We start from the raw sequence: 14,499 nt of genomic DNA on the forward strand, positions 1-14,499 counted from the left end.
GCTACGTCAAATGTGACTGCAAGTGCGACTTCATTTCCCTAAGCCACGGCTTAAGTCGCTCGATATCGTCGAACACACTGAGGTCTCGCTCGAACAGCTGGATGAAGCTGTTCACATCGGCAAGGTATTCATTGAGCGCGCGCTTAATAATCTTTGGCGAAGTCTTCCCGGCCGGCTTTAGTCCGCAGCGCATCTGAAATTCCGAATCCACCTCGAGCAACTCCTGGTCGAGCTCGCGGAGTTGTTCCTTGAGAACCGCGTTCCATCGCTTGAGGCGTTCTGCGCTCACGCTATCGATCGCGGCCTGATCGATGTGCTCCAGCTCAAGCTGGATCTCCGGCAACTCAAGCAGGCTTCGACCCGCATATGCGCGATTGACCCGCTGCATTAGCGCCGCCTTCCGGGCGCGCTCGACCGGGTCGGCCTCGCGATCGGGATGCAACGCGCTTACGAGCTTGCGGTAAACCTCCCGAAGCGAAACATGGGCTTCATCTTTCTCGGCCTGTGCACGCTCCCTGGTTGCCTTACGCCCTTGCGCCTTCCTGCGTCCGGCCTGAGCGTCCTCGCGCGCCTGGCGCTGCTGTTCTTCGCGGCGCTCATGCTCGTCGAGCTGCTCCTGAATTCGCCGCATAGCCTCCTCAGGTGAGCTCGCATCGACGTCCTCGGTAAGGTCGTCGGCAGGCACCTGGTGGTACGTGGGCTTATGCTCCACCGGAACGTTCGCTACGTCCGAACGAGGTGACGCGTTGTAGCGTCCGTGGATCTCCGCGACGACGGGATCATCCACCCACATGAGCACCTGATCGGCGAAGTGCGTGATGAGCTCCGCGACGATCCTTCGCTCGGCCTTGGTGAGCTCCCTCATATCGTGCGATTGGTCGAGCCGCTGAATAAGCTGAGAGCGAACCTCATCCAGCTTATGGCGCCGCGGCGCGAGTTCACCGTTGTACTTCCGGTTGAACTCGAGTCGGTACGCTTCCCAGTCAGCCAGCGTGGCGCGCCGCTCCTTGATCCTTGTCACCAGCGTATGGAAGGATTTTTGGCTCGTCGATACGGGCCGGAGGCTATCGACGTTCGGCGCATCGCTCGCGGTAAGGGCTTTCTTGACCATGCAGAGCCATTCTACCGCGCGGCATTAAGGCGTAGATCGTGTTCCCGGACCACCTTGGACTCCATGCCTGACGGCACTCCTCGCCCCAAGCGAGAGACTGGCATCATCGACAGCAATCCAGCGGAGTGTTCCTCATGCGAAGGGTCTTGCTGCTCGGCGTTATGCTCGCCTTATCCAGCCTCCCCGCGTGGGCCGCGCCGCCGGCCGCCCTGGCCTGGCGTGCGGACGCTACCGGCGGAGCCGAGCGTGACCTGGCGACCCAGACCATTGCGGTCTGGCGCGACGACGACCCGGATACCCAACTCGACACCCTCGCCCAGTTGCAGCTGGCCGCCGGTCGCTACGGCGACGCCGAGGGCAGCCTCGCCGAGCTGATTGCGCGAAGGCTGGCCGGGCCCAGGCCTCTCGACGCGGCGCCGGCGATCCGCTTCCAGCTCTACGCGCGAGCCAGGCGGCTCGAGGCCTCCGAACACCTGAGCTTCGGCGACGCCTTCGCCCGCGCCTTCCGCGACATGTCCGCCAAGTGGGACGATGTCCTGGCGTCGCAGGTCATCGCCGGCTTCGGCTCGGCTCTGGAGCCTTACGGCCCGCAACCCGAGGCGCTACGCGCCGACTACACCCGATTGCGCGATGCTCAGAGCGGCAAGACGTCCATCGACGTCGCGCATGCGGTCGCGTTGCTCAAGGCCTATGAACTTGCCGAGTCCTACACCGCCTATCGCCCCTTCACCGACGCGCTGATCGCCGAGGACGATGCCCGCCGCTACGAACTGCACGCGCCGGTGCTGGTGAAGACGCCCGACGGCGCCCAGGTCGAGGCCATGCTCATGCTGCCGAAGAAGCACGGCGCACGACTGCCCACGTTGCTCGGCTTCACCATCTACGCGAACGAATGGTGGTCGACGACCGAGCTGCGTCTCACTGCCGCGCACGGCTATGCGGCGGTGGTCGGCTACTCGCGCGGCAAGGGCCTTAGCCCCGATCGCGCCACGCCCTACGAATACGACGGGGTGGACGCCGACGCGGTGATTGACTGGATCGCGAAGCAGCCCTGGAGCGACGGTCGGGTCGGCATGTACGGCGGCAGCTATAACGGGTTCACCCAGTGGGCAGCGGCGAAGCACAGGCCGAAGGCGCTGCGCGCGCTGATGCCATCGGTCACCGTGGCGCCGGGCATCGACGTTCCGATGGAAGGAAACGTGTCGTGGACCTTCGTGTACTCCTGGGTGCCGTACACGACCAGCGGCAAGGACCTTGACGAGACCCGCTATGGCGACCGCAAGCACTGGAACGATCTATACCGCCGCTGGTACCAGAGCGGCCGCGCGTTTCGCGAGCTGGATGCCTTGAACGGCGTGCCCAACCCGATCTTCCAGCGCTGGCTCGACCATCCTTCGTACGATGCCTACTGGCAGGCGATGATTCCGTACGGCCGTGAGTTCGCCGACATCGACATCCCGGTGCTGACCACGACGGGCTATTTCGACGGCGGCCAGATCGGCGCGCTGTATTACGTGCGCGAACACCATCGCTACAACCCGAAGGCCGAGCACTACCTGTTGATCGGCCCATGGGATCACGTGGGCGCCCAGCGTCGGGCATCGCCGGTGATTCATGGCTATGCCATCGATCCGGTGGCGAAGCAGGACATCAGCCGGGATATCCGCTACCAGTGGTTCGACTACGTGTTCCGCGGCGCACCGAAGCCTGCGCTGCTCGCCGACAGGATCAACTACGAGGTAATGGGCGCGAATGTGTGGAAGCACGCGCCCACCATCGAGGCCATGTCCGCCGGCCGTCGTCGCTTTTACCTGGCCAATGACGGAAAGGCGCTTTCCCTCGCGGACCAGCCGTCGAAACAGCCGTCCCTGCTGACCGTCGACCTGGCCAGGCGCGACGACCTCCCTGCCGATGATGCCCCCGATCCAGCGATCGACGACCGCAACGGCCTGGTCTTCACCAGCGAACCCCTGGCGCCAGGCACCGAGATCAGTGGCCTGTTCAGCGGCTCGCTGCAGGTGGTCACCAACAAGCGCGACTTTGATGTGGCGATCCAGCTGTACGAGAAGAAGGCCGACGGCACGTACTTCGCGCTGTCGTCCTACCTCGCCCGTGCCAGCTACATCGGCGACCGCTCGCACCGTCAACTGCTGAGCCCGGGCAAGCCGACAACACTAACATTCACCAATGGGCGGACGACCAGTCGCCTGTTCGAGCCGGGTAGCCGTCTGGTCGCAGTGGTCTCCGTGGTCAAGGACCCCGGGTCCTCGATCAACATGGGCAGCGGCAAGCCGGTTAGCGATGAAACCGCGGCCGATGCTGGCACGCCGTTGACCCTGAGCTGGCTACCGGGCAGTTATCTGGACATTCCGGTGACGATGAACGCCACAGCCAGCGCGCCGAAGGAGCCCACATCTCCTTAGGCGACGGATTAAGTCGCTATACCGTCAAACATCTTGAAGTCCCTTTCGAACAGTTGGATAAACCGTCCGGCGTGACACGACTGGCGCCACAGAGGAAACTCGCGATTTAATGCGCCCACGCCGGGCCACGAGCTGGCTCGCATAGCATCCGGCACCGCGCAGCCGGTGCCGCTGCCACTATCGGACCCTGGGGATTCGTATCACATGGAGAGCGTAGCGCCCTATCTGGTCATCGCGGTGGTCGTCGCGTTCTCCCTCGCGAGATTCCTTCGACGACCGAGACGTCCGGAGAGCACATACTACAACTGCGCCCGTTGCCGAAAGACCTTCCCACACGACCACCGCACCATCGGCGCGTGGCGAATGGGCAAGGAACGCTTCTACTGCGGCCCATGCCATAGGGCGTGGCTGGCGACGCAGCCGCGGCGGCCGCACGAAGCTCGCGGGATGCCAAGTCAATCGCGTGGGTGTCTGGGCGTGGTGCTTTGGCTGTTGCTTCCTGTCGGCCTCATCCTCGCATGGTCGATGCGATAGGGGACCACGCCTACGCCACGCCGGCCACGGCTCGGTGAAAATGCCGCGTTAGTCGTGTGGCTTCCACGCGCTGCTGACCAGAACGCATTGAAACATCTTTGTCATCCACCCGACCTACGTTCGATTGCTCGACAGGCAACCAACGATAACTTCCCATGGATAACTCCCGACGCCGTTTCCTGGGCGTCGCTGGCGGCTTAGCCGGCGCATGCGTCTTCGTCGATACCTTGCGGGTAGCCCAGGCAATGGAGATGCCGATGGCCATGCCGATGAAGCAACGCATGGCCATGCCGGGCCTGGCCGCGCCGAACGTGCCGCTGGTGAACCCGGTGACCATGGCGAAGTTCGTGGATCCCCTGCCCGTGCCACCGATCGCCATACCCACGGGCAAACGTACCCACGCCGCATTCGGAAGCCGGCAACTGCCGTTCTACCGCATGCCAATGCAGGCATTCAGTGCCAGGGTGCACCGCGATCTGCCGCCGACACCGCAATGGGGTTACGCGGGATCCACGCCGGGTCCCACGATCGTGACGCGCCGTGGCGAGCCGGTGCTGGTGGAATGGGCCAATGAACTCCCTACCCGGCATTTCCTGCCTATCGATCACGGTATTCACGGCGCGGAGAAATCCAAGCCCGAGGTTCGCACCATCACCCATGTGCACGGTGCGCGCGTCTCCGCGCCGAACGACGGTTGGCCTGAAGACTGGTACGTGCCCGGTAAGTCGCTGACTGCCCTTTACCCGGGCGACCAGGACGCCACCACCCTGTGGTACCACGATCACGCCATGGGCATTACGCGGCTGAACATCTACGCCGGCCTGTTCGGCAGCTTCCATGTGCACGATGAAGAGGAGCGAGCCCTCGGGTTGCCCTCGGGCGAGTTCGACATTCCGTTGATGCTCTACGACCGCCTGCTCGCGAAAAGCGGCAAGCTCTATTACCCGGTTTCGGACGATCCCGAGGCACCCTGGGTGTCCGAATGCCGCGGCGACGCGGTGCTCTGCAACGGCAAGCTGTATCCGTATCTCGAAGTCGAGCCGCGCCGCTACCGCTTTCGTTTAACCAACGTAGCCAATACCAGCTTCTTCAACCTCTCGCTGTCACACGGCAAGCCCTTCCAGCAGATCGGCAGCGACCAAGGGTTGCTGGCCGCACCCACAGATCGCCTGAACATCGAACTCTATCCGGCCGAACGTGCCGAGGTGATCGTCGACTTCAGTGCCTATGCAGGCCAGTCGGTGCAGCTACGCCACCAGGCCGACGGTATCGTCGAGTTCCGCGTTCGCGCCAAAGGCCGCCGCGATACCTCGGTGGTACCTGCCGCATTGCGGCCGGTCCAGCGCATCGATCCGGCTACGGCGGTGCAGGACCGCGTGCTTGCACTGGGCGAGCAGGACGATTCGGGCGGCAACCCAATGACGATGCTGCTTGATGGAAAGATGTGGAGTGATCCCATCAGTGAAAAGCCAAAAAAAGGCACGGTTGAAACCTGGACGTTCGTCAACGTGACGGGCGACGCCCATCCCATCCACCTGCACCTTGTGCGCTTCCAGGTACTGGAGCGCCGTCCGTTCGATCTCTTCGCGTGGAACGCCCGCAAGGAGCTGAAGTTCACCGGGCCGGCGATTCCACCCGCCGCGCATGAAGCCGGGTGGAAAGACACCGTGCGTTGCGACCCCGGGATGGTCACCCGCATCATCACGCGCTTCGACGGCGAGCCAGGCAAATACGTCTGGCACTGCCATTACCTCGAGCACGAAGACAACGAAATGATGCGTCCTTACGAACTGGTGTGAGCCGTCCAACCCTTTCTTGCGGCGACGGGAACCATTGTTCGCAATATCTTGCGTTGACACGTTAACGTCATCACGTCCTCGCGCATTGTCGCCGCCATGCCAACGATTCGTCATATGCGGGGCAGATGCTCACGGCGGTCGACGGGTCAACCAAAACCTACGTCGATAAGCATCAGGGGGAAGACTTCCAGTAGGGAGAAATCCGAACATGGTTACTTGGTTGCGCCGCACACGGCTGTCGCCGTTGTTGATTGGTGCGCTTTCTGTCGGCCTCGCCGGCTTCGTCAGCGCCCAGGACACCGTTCCGCCCGACCACGACGCGCAGTTCCGCAAGAACGTGCCCGTGGCTCCCTTCAAGAACCAGCCCGGCCTCCCCGGCGGCGTCGTTGTACTGCACAAGCCGCCGCGCGGCCAGGACAACAGCAACAACACCGTCACCCCGATCAAGCATGTCATCCTGCTGATCGGTGAGAACCGCACGTTCGATCACGTTTATGGCACCTACACCGCGCCGAAGGGCCAGTCGGTGGATAACCTGCTGTCCAAGGGCATCGTCAATGCCGACGGCACGCCGGGTCCGAACGTGGAACTCGCCAGGCAGTTCATGGCCTCGAGCACCGGCAAGTTCGATATGTCGCCGAAGAAAGCCGGCAAGTACAAGACGCTTCCGCAGATGAACACCGGTGGCGCACCCACCGCGGCACCTTTTGCTTCTGCAGCGCAGGCGCAGGCGCTCGAACCGGCCCTGCCCGATGACGCCTACGACATGCTCGCCGCCGGCGGCACGGGCCTGCCCAACGGCGTGGTCGATACCCGTTTCCCGGCCACGCTCCCCAATGCGCCGGTCGACATGCATGCGTCGATCAGCTACGACGCCTATGCCAACAGCCCCGTGCATCGCTTCTTCCAGATGTGGCAGCAGCTGGATTGCGATACCAAGGCAGCCACGGCGGCAAACCCGAGCGGTTGTCGCAACGATCTGTTCCCCTGGGTCGAAACCACCATGGGCGCGGGCAACAACGGCGCTCCGCTGCCGGCGAACTTCAACGACCAGACCACCGGTGAAGGCTCCACCGCCATGCAGTTCCTGAACATGGCCCAGGGCGATGCGCCTTACTTCAAGGAGCTGGCCCAGAAGTATGCGCTGAGCGACAACTTCCACCAGTCGGTGATGGGCGGCACGGGTGCCAACCACATCATGCTTGGCTATGGCACGCTGATCTATTACGCCGACGCCAATGGCAATCCCGCCACCCCGCCGGAAAACCAGATCGAAAATCCGGATTCGCAATTCGGTACCAACAACTGGTGGGTGCAGGATGGCTACGGTGGTGGTTCGTACGTCGAGTGCGCCGACGAAAGCCAGCCGGGCGTGAAGCAGATCAAGAACTACCTTCGCTCGCTGCCCTACCTGACGTTCAAGGGTACGGACTGCAAGGCCAAGGCCTATTACCTCGTGAACAACTACAACCCTGGCTATATGGGTGACGGTACGCCGGCTCCGCTGGGCGCCGACCAGTTCACTATCCCGCCGACCACGCAGGAAAACCTCGCGCTGCTGCTGGAGAAGCACAAGGTTTCCTGGAAGTACTATGGCGAAGGCTTCGGTGGCGGCAAGGAAGACGGCGAGGCCGGCACCTTCTGCAACATCTGCGATCCGTTCCTGTACTCCACGCAGGTCATGACCGACCCGGAACTGCGCGCCAAGAACCAGGACATCAACGACCTGTACGACGACATCCAGAACGACACGCTGCCGGCCGTTTCCATCGCCAAGCCGGATGGCATCCTCGATGGTCATCCGGCCTCGTCGAAGCTCGACCTGTTCGAAGGCTACGTGCGCAAGATCGTCGAGATGGCCAAGGCAAATCCGAAGGTGTGGGACGACACCGTGATCATGGTGACCTTCGATGAAGGTGGTGGCTATTACGATTCTGGCTACATCCAGCCGATCGACTTCTTCGGCGACGGCACGCGCATCCCGCTGCTGGTGGTGTCGAAGTACTCGCAGGGCGGCAAGGTCGTGCACACGTATTACGACCATGTCTCGTTCGACAAATTCGTCGAGGCCAACTGGAACCTGAAGGATCAGATCTCCGCCCGCAGCCGCGACAACCTGCCTAACCCGGTGTCGTTCCGCGAGCATCCGTATGTGCCGGTGAATGCGCCGGCCATCGGCAACCTCATGGATATGTTCAACTTCACCAGGAAGGATGTCAGCGACACCGCCGCGGTCGCCGACTGATCGCACACGGTTCATTCGATAACGACCCTGCCCGCGAAAGCGGGCAGGGTTTTCGTGTTGCAAGGAGTCGAATCATGTTGAAGCGTTTCCTGCTCACCCCGCTTGCCGTCGCCGCGTTTGCCCTCGCCATGATGGCGATCACACCGGTACGCGCGGATCCCGGTGACTTCGGTGCCATGCCCGGCTTGTGGAAGATCCTGTTCCGACACGTGGTCAACGGAAAGGCAAGCTCACCCGAGGTGCATTGGCATTGCGTCGATGAAGGTGCCGACCCCTGGACCACGTTCGCCGCGTGGACGCCCGCGGAGGGCGAGTGCACCGCCACGGACCAGCAACGCCGCAGTACGTCGCTGGCATGGAACCTCACCTGCAAGACGGGCACGAAGGCTTCGGCACACGTGGCTTTCGATAGCGCCAAGCACTACACCGGCAGCGTCACGGTCGAAGGCCGCGGCGAGGTTACGCAGGTGGAGGGCGCCCGCTACGCTGCCTGCACCAGCCCGCAGGATTGACGTGGCAGCGGCCTTTAGCGCCGTAGTGTGTCCTGGGACGCACCCTCAATGACGTATCTGTCATTCCGATGGCGGGTGCCCCGCTGGACAAGCACGCCACCTCATTGAGAGGAAGCGTGAGCGACGACGCAGGCTGGTAGCTCTATGATGGGGGGTGGCCAGCAGCTCGCGCGGCTGGGGGTAAGCATAGGTGCCGGTCGCCGCGCGGAGTCTGGACGAAGACTTCCCGGGCGTTTTCGCCCCATCGAGCGAAAGGACAGGTCATGACGCCAGGGTCTAGCGAAGTGGGGCAAGCCCCTTCTGCAGACACTCTCGCCCCTTCCCCGGATGCGAATGTCCAAGATCGCCTCGCCGAGGCGGAGCGGTTCCTCGACCGTATCGGGCGGGTGGCCGGCGTAGGCGGATGGAAGCTGGACCTGGCCGATGGCACCCTCACCTGGACTGCGGAAACCTGCCGCATCCACGATCGTCCGCCCGAGCATCGTCCCACGCTCGACGAAGCCATCGCATATTACGAGCCCGAGGTTAGGGCCGTTCTCGAGGCGGCTGTGATGCGCGGCATCGAATTCAAGGAGAGCTGGGACCTGGAGCTGCCGTTGACGACGGCGCAGGGTCGACATATATGGGTGCGCGCCCAGGGCGCCCCCGAAGAACAGGATGGCCGGCCGTCCTGTCTGATCGGTGCGTTTCAGGACATCACCGACCGACGCCGGGATATTGATGCGCTGATCGCAAGCGAGCGCCGCTTCCGGAGTCTCTTCACCTATAGCCTCGGCCTTATCTGCACACACGACCTGAGCGGAATACTCCGTTCCGTTAATCCGTCGGCGTGCCGCTCACTGGGATTTGCCGAAGCCGAACTCGTTGGACGGAGCATTGCTGACCTGATGCCTGGACAGGATGCACGCGGAGTAGAGAGGTACTTGTCTCGCATTGCCGCACGAGGCAGCGATGCGGGCAGACTCAGGTTCATTGCCGCTGACGGAAGCATCCGGATCTGGCAGTACCACAACGTCCTTGACACCCTGGATGGTGAGACCTGCGTCCTGGGTCACGCGCAAGACATCACCGATCAGGTCCAGCAGGAAGAGCAACTCAGGGAATGGTCGATACGAGACGCACTCACCGGCTGTTACAACAGGCGCTATCTAGCGGAATTCACGCAGGGCGAAGGGCGCGATATGCGCTGGGCCTGCGTGATGGTGGATCTCGATCACTTCAAGGCCATCAATGACACCTTCGGGCACGACCGGGGGGATGAGGTCCTGGTGCAGATGGCGGCATTTTTCCTTCGGCATACGCGCCCGGACGACCGCGTCGTGCGCATGGGTGGCGATGAATTCCTGATACTGATGCCGGAAGTCGATGAGGATGCAGCCGGCATGCTCGCTACACGCCTTGCCTCTGATGCTGCATCGGCGCCCTGTGGCTTCACCCTCGGCGCTGCGGCGCACGCACCGGGCGAGTCCGCTGAGCGAACGTTGGCTCGTGCTGATCAGGTCCTCTACGTGCAACGTCGGGCGCGCCGTGCTGGCAACGTTAGATAGCATCACAGCGCGAATAGCGACCGGAGCGTTCTAGACCCTGGCTTCAGGAGAAGTTGCAATGGAGTCATCTCTCTGCGGCGAGGTGGCCCATGATCACCACAAGACTACGCGACCTTCGCACCACTGCCGCTGGCCGCCTTCGCCCTGGTGACATCTTCGTTTCCCCGCTTCACCCCCAAACCACCTACATGGTCCTCGTTAAGCATCGTGTTGGCGAAGAGCCGCTCGGCATGGTGCTAGCCGGCGAGCGGCGGACGCAACTAGTCCACCTGGGTGGCATCGGCGCCATGGTCATGGCCACGGGGCTACGCGGTGATGGCCTTGCCGTACGCCTGGGCGATGCCATGTCCGATCCAGCATCCGGGCCGCGCGAAGGCCGTCTGGAGGTCATCGGCGATGGCCTGTTCGCGACAGTGCGATGGATCGGTACAGATGAAGGCTCACCTTTGGTCCAGGTCGACTGCACCAGCTGGCGTGTCGTTCCCGAGATGAGGGCGGGCATCGCCGCTTTCGATGAATGGACCTTCGTTTATTTGCTACCCGACGGTCAGGACCTGGCGTTCGATTGAACGCCAGGTCCGTTCGTTAGAGCCGGTATGCTGCGCGAATCTCATCCGCGGCGCGCTCGCCGACGACCGTGGCGGGGGCCATCGTGTTTCCACTGGTCACGTGCGGAAAAATCGAGGCGTCGGCGACACGCAATCTCTCGGTCCCGTAGACGCGAAGTTTGCTGTCGACCACAGACCGGGCGTCGCGCCCCATGCGCGCGGTGCAGGACTGATGCCAGTAGGTCACGGCCGCACGCCGGGCATATTCCTCCATCTCCGCCTTGCCAAGCGAACCAGGCATCACTTCCCCCGTGACGAGGTCGTCAAACGCCGATTGCCTTCCCAGCTCGCGGCAAAGCTCGATGTTCGCCAGGGCCGTGGCCATGTCGTCGGGATGCGAAAGCGTGTTGGCTTCGATGCGGACCGGATCCGTTGGCGACGCACCAGTCAGGTGAAGGCTTCCCCGACTCTTGGGGTGCGCGAGGCCGGCAAACATGGTCCAACCATGCGCCGGGACATGAGGGCCGGCCGTTTCAGCGCTCGGTACTGGGAATTCGATCTGGCAGTGGAACATGTCGGGCAATCGCAACTGTGCATCGCTGCTCCAGTACAACGTAGCCTCCGATCCACCGTTACCAATGACCTGTGGATGCTTGTAGCCGAACATGCAGCCAAAGGCGACGTGGTCCTGATGATTGCGTCCGACGCCAGGTAAGACCTCCACCGTACGGATCTGGTGCTGGCGCAGTTCGTCTTCGGGACCGATACCCGAATACATGAGAACCTTTGGCGTGTGGACGGCACCCATGGAGAGGATGACTTCGGTCGTCGCGCGAATCACGTGCCGCTTCCCGTCGACCAGCACTTCGGTGGCGACGGCCCGCTGCCCTTCGAACACGACGCGCAGAACAAGCACGCCCGTGGCGACGATCAGGTTAGGGCGATTCAGGTTAGGGCGCACATAGGCTTCAAAAATCGACGATCGACGGCCGTTGCGAATGATGAGGTCGTTAATGGCAGCCCCACCGCGTCCCTCCATCATTTCGCCATTGGGGCTGTCGAACGTGGGGATGCCCATGGCTTTGGCGCCATCGACCATGGCATGCGCAATGGGCTGCGCGTCGCGTGCTGATTCCACGTGGACCGGACCCCGGGTTCCACGACGCAGGGAATCCGCCGGGCCTTGCCAGCTCTCGATGCGGCGGTAGATGTCGACGACGTTTTTGTAGCTCCACGCGTCGTCGCCTGACTCGACGGCGAAATCGTCCCAATCGTTCTGGTGGCCGCGGGCCCAAACCATCACATTGATGGCGGATCCGCCGCCTAGCGCCCGTCCCATATTCATCGGGATGGCCCTGCCACCCAGATGGGGGTTGGGCGAGGCAATGAAGTTCCAGTCGCGCTCCGAGCCAAGGTTCGCGGGCCAGCGGCCCGGGAGCAAGACATCGTCGACGAGATCGTCGCCACCTGCCTCTAGCAGCAGGACGCGTACACCAGCGTTCTCGGACAGGCGCGAAGCTATTACTGATCCGGCGGGACCTGCACCGCACACGATGAAGTCAAAGGTTTGGTCGAGCACTCCTTGGGGGAGGGGGGAGTGATACAGCGGCATAATCACTATCTCTTGCAGCGGGGAAACTATGGGGTAGAAAGGCGAAAGCGGCAGGCCCCCTGCGGAGGCGCGTCCGCAGTTCGTCGATCAGGAAATCGTCAGGCAGACCCTCTAGCTGCCCCTGGCTCAGGCCGAGCCGACCAGCCAGGGGCTCCGCGCGCCAACGCGCGTACGATTCCATGCGCATGTCAAACTCCTGATCGGTACAACATCGCTATTGACGGTCTTTGAAGGAGAGTGGATAGGCCTTGTTGCGCAGGACGAGCATCGGATCAGCCGGCTCTATACCCGGATGTGGCTGTCCCACCAAAACGGTGAAGCGCTTGTCTTCGGCCGTTGGATCGTCCGGCAGGTGATCGAACGTGAACGTTCCCAACTTCACGAGCTTTCGAGTATTCGGCCAGGCGATGGCGGGGTTCTCGATCTTGTCGCCCGGCTCCGCGATTTGTGCATACCAGTCGAAAATCACTGGCCCCTTCTTCACGCGGGCAACCATGTCATCCTGCAGGTAGTTGGGCCCTTGGGCCTTCAACTCCGCCGGCTTCAGGTAATGCTCTCCCGCGCGGGGAACGTAGCGATAACGGACGTATGAGGATTTTCCACCCGCGTTAGTCCACTTGAACGAATTAATCCCGAAGAACGTCGCGGTGGCGTACGAAGCCGGGGATGTCAGCGTCTCGACGAAATGCTTCGACTCGGGATGCTTTGCGAGAAATTGCTCTACGGGCGTCGGATGGGGGGTACCGGGACCGCTCGCCCCGACGGCGCGCAAGAACGTTGCGAATTCATCACTCGTGGCGACGATGAAGCCATCGTGCTGGTCGCTGGCCAGATCGTAGGAGCTGCCGTCGGCGGCCAGGATCCGCATCGCAATGCCAGTGGGCGCCGCGCCATTGTCGGTATCCGGGATGTCGGGGACACCGGCGAACAAGGAGAATCGTGCTTTAACCTGCAGCGGTCCACCCGAGAAGATAGGGGCAGACGTATAAGCCACCGCGCCATGATCCGGGGTGAAGGTTCCTTCAACCATCACGCCCTTCGTATGCACCGCGCGAGCATGGTGCTCTCCGAAGGCAGTATGCAGGGCACCGACGAGGTCGTTAGGTGACTGCTGCCCTTGGGTAAGGTCGGGCTTGGCGGGTAGCGCTTCCTGAGCGGATACGGTCAACGCTGGAATGGTTATCCCCAGCCCGAGGCCGAGGACGAGGGCGCAGTACAGGGCGATGTGACGCGGACGGCTTGGCATGGCTGCAATCTCCCGGCGTGACGTGACTGATTGAGTGATGGCACAGGAACAACGCACTGCGGTCAGGCAGCGAGGTCAGCTTTCCCGCGCCGCCAGCACCCGGGCGGCTGGCCCATCGTCGCGGCGAACACACGGGTGAAGTGGCTTTGATCAGAAAATCCGCAGCGGTATGCGATTTCTGAGAGTGAAAGCGTCGGATCGGTCATCAGGCAAAGCGCGTGCTCGATGCGGCGAGCACGCAGCCAGCGCAACGGTGGCATGCCCGTCGTACGACGAAACGCCCGCGACAAGGTGACTGCAGATAAGCGGCATGCACGCGCGACAGCGGTCAGATCGACGTGGACGCTCAGTTCCTCGGTCATGATCTGCATGGCCGCAGGCACTTGCCTATTGGCGCGGCTGCGAGGGGCGCTCCGATGGATCGACTGGTCCGTGATGTTCATGGCGGCCACCGTCTTGTTGCGTTGGCCCCATCCTCGGACGCTCGCTGCCGTTTCGGTATTCCCAAGTCGGGCAAATCCCATCCCCCGGACGAGGGATAGCGTCGGCATCAGCTACGCAGGCGGAACACTTTTCGCCCAAACCGCATCGCGTCGACCGAGTAAGCGCCGGGACCGAGCAGGCAAAGTGCTGTCGCCGTCCCTACTACAGCCAGCGCGCCCATCATGCCGCCCGAAATAACCGGCGTATCGAGCTGGACAGACACCGACGCCGCCGCCAGTGCGCATGCCCATCGGCTGAGAAAACCGCACGTATTCAGTAGTGCCGCCACACCGGCGACAACCCATCCCCACAGTTCGACATGCCGCACCGCCACCGCGCAAACCAGTAATACGAGGGTTGCCAACACCACCCGGGCGATCAGAAGGCCGACGCCGGCGGCACCGCCAGGATACGAGGGAAGGTGAGTGAGCATTGGTCT

The 14,499-nt window shown here is 62.7% G+C and carries 11 protein-coding genes; 6 read left to right on the forward strand and 5 right to left on the reverse strand.

Annotated features, from left to right (window positions below; translation table 11 throughout):
• Window position 1: 1 nt before the first annotated feature.
• Window positions 2-1,111, reverse strand: a complete 1,110-nt coding sequence (locus tag ACZ6YI_RS12970) for a hypothetical protein (protein ID WP_465779023.1) — start codon at window positions 1,109-1,111, stop codon at window positions 2-4.
• 134 nt (window positions 1,112-1,245) lie between these two features.
• Between ACZ6YI_RS12970 and ACZ6YI_RS12975 the strand changes: the two genes are divergently transcribed.
• The 6 genes from ACZ6YI_RS12975 (at window position 1,246) to ACZ6YI_RS13000 (ending at window position 10,740) form a co-directional block, all read left to right on the forward strand.
• Window positions 1,246-3,534, forward strand: coding sequence for a CocE/NonD family hydrolase (locus ACZ6YI_RS12975; protein WP_465779024.1), 2,289 nt, complete (start codon window positions 1,246-1,248; stop codon window positions 3,532-3,534).
• 689 nt (window positions 3,535-4,223) lie between these two features.
• Entirely contained in the window at window positions 4,224-5,867 is a 1,644-nt protein-coding gene (locus ACZ6YI_RS12980) for a multicopper oxidase family protein (RefSeq protein ID WP_465779025.1), read from the forward strand.
• A gap of 208 nt (window positions 5,868-6,075) precedes the next feature.
• Window positions 6,076-8,112, forward strand: a complete 2,037-nt coding sequence (locus ACZ6YI_RS12985; protein ID WP_465779026.1) for an alkaline phosphatase family protein — start codon at window positions 6,076-6,078, stop codon at window positions 8,110-8,112.
• Between the two features lie 74 nt (window positions 8,113-8,186).
• Complete coding sequence (locus ACZ6YI_RS12990; RefSeq protein WP_465779027.1) at window positions 8,187-8,624, forward strand: DUF3617 domain-containing protein; 438 nt, start codon at window positions 8,187-8,189, stop codon at window positions 8,622-8,624.
• Window positions 8,625-8,887: 263 nt separating this feature from the next.
• Complete coding sequence (locus tag ACZ6YI_RS12995; protein WP_465779028.1) at window positions 8,888-10,171, forward strand: sensor domain-containing diguanylate cyclase; 1,284 nt, start codon at window positions 8,888-8,890, stop codon at window positions 10,169-10,171.
• Between the two features lie 188 nt (window positions 10,172-10,359).
• Window positions 10,360-10,740, forward strand: coding sequence for a hypothetical protein (locus ACZ6YI_RS13000; RefSeq protein ID WP_465779029.1), 381 nt, complete (start codon window positions 10,360-10,362; stop codon window positions 10,738-10,740).
• Window positions 10,741-10,756: 16 nt separating this feature from the next.
• Here the strand turns inward: ACZ6YI_RS13000 and ACZ6YI_RS13005 are convergent, their stop codons facing one another.
• The 4 genes from ACZ6YI_RS13005 to ACZ6YI_RS13020 all read right to left on the reverse strand — a co-directional run bounded on the left by ACZ6YI_RS13005 (window position 10,757) and on the right by ACZ6YI_RS13020 (window position 14,493).
• Window positions 10,757-12,331, reverse strand: a complete 1,575-nt coding sequence (locus ACZ6YI_RS13005) for a GMC family oxidoreductase (RefSeq protein ID WP_465779093.1) — start codon at window positions 12,329-12,331, stop codon at window positions 10,757-10,759.
• A gap of 214 nt (window positions 12,332-12,545) precedes the next feature.
• A complete protein-coding gene (locus ACZ6YI_RS13010; RefSeq protein ID WP_465779030.1) occupies window positions 12,546-13,577 on the reverse strand; it encodes a catalase family peroxidase in 1,032 nt (343 codons plus the stop codon).
• 62 nt (window positions 13,578-13,639) lie between these two features.
• Window positions 13,640-14,020, reverse strand: a complete 381-nt coding sequence (locus ACZ6YI_RS13015; protein ID WP_465779031.1) for a helix-turn-helix transcriptional regulator — start codon at window positions 14,018-14,020, stop codon at window positions 13,640-13,642.
• Between the two features lie 107 nt (window positions 14,021-14,127).
• The gene (locus tag ACZ6YI_RS13020; protein WP_465779032.1) at window positions 14,128-14,493 is read right to left on the reverse strand and encodes a hypothetical protein; all 366 of its coding nucleotides are present in this window, start codon (window positions 14,491-14,493) and stop codon (window positions 14,128-14,130) included.
• Window positions 14,494-14,499 lie beyond the last annotated feature (6 nt).

This window comes from Luteibacter sp. NPDC104163, from assembly GCF_055584245.1.

What these genes read in the sequence shown, in the direction of transcription:
- ACZ6YI_RS13020 (WP_465779032.1), bottom strand. Translation starts at nt 14,493, where the DNA reads ATGCTCACTCACCTTCCCTCGTATCCTGGCGGTGCCGCCGGCGTCGGC.
- ACZ6YI_RS13005 (WP_465779093.1), bottom strand. Translation starts at nt 12,331, where the DNA reads ATGCCGCTGTATCACTCCCCCCTCCCCCAAGGAGTGCTCGACCAAACC.
- ACZ6YI_RS12970 (WP_465779023.1), bottom strand. Translation starts at nt 1,111, where the DNA reads ATGGTCAAGAAAGCCCTTACCGCGAGCGATGCGCCGAACGTCGATAGC.
- ACZ6YI_RS12995 (WP_465779028.1), top strand. Translation starts at nt 8,888, where the DNA reads ATGACGCCAGGGTCTAGCGAAGTGGGGCAAGCCCCTTCTGCAGACACT.
- ACZ6YI_RS12975 (WP_465779024.1), top strand. Translation starts at nt 1,246, where the DNA reads ATGCGAAGGGTCTTGCTGCTCGGCGTTATGCTCGCCTTATCCAGCCTC.
- ACZ6YI_RS13000 (WP_465779029.1), top strand. Translation starts at nt 10,360, where the DNA reads ATGGTCCTCGTTAAGCATCGTGTTGGCGAAGAGCCGCTCGGCATGGTG.
- ACZ6YI_RS13010 (WP_465779030.1), bottom strand. Translation starts at nt 13,577, where the DNA reads ATGCCAAGCCGTCCGCGTCACATCGCCCTGTACTGCGCCCTCGTCCTC.
- ACZ6YI_RS12980 (WP_465779025.1), top strand. Translation starts at nt 4,224, where the DNA reads ATGGATAACTCCCGACGCCGTTTCCTGGGCGTCGCTGGCGGCTTAGCC.
- ACZ6YI_RS13015 (WP_465779031.1), bottom strand. Translation starts at nt 14,020, where the DNA reads ATGAACATCACGGACCAGTCGATCCATCGGAGCGCCCCTCGCAGCCGC.
- ACZ6YI_RS12990 (WP_465779027.1), top strand. Translation starts at nt 8,187, where the DNA reads ATGTTGAAGCGTTTCCTGCTCACCCCGCTTGCCGTCGCCGCGTTTGCC.
- ACZ6YI_RS12985 (WP_465779026.1), top strand. Translation starts at nt 6,076, where the DNA reads ATGGTTACTTGGTTGCGCCGCACACGGCTGTCGCCGTTGTTGATTGGT.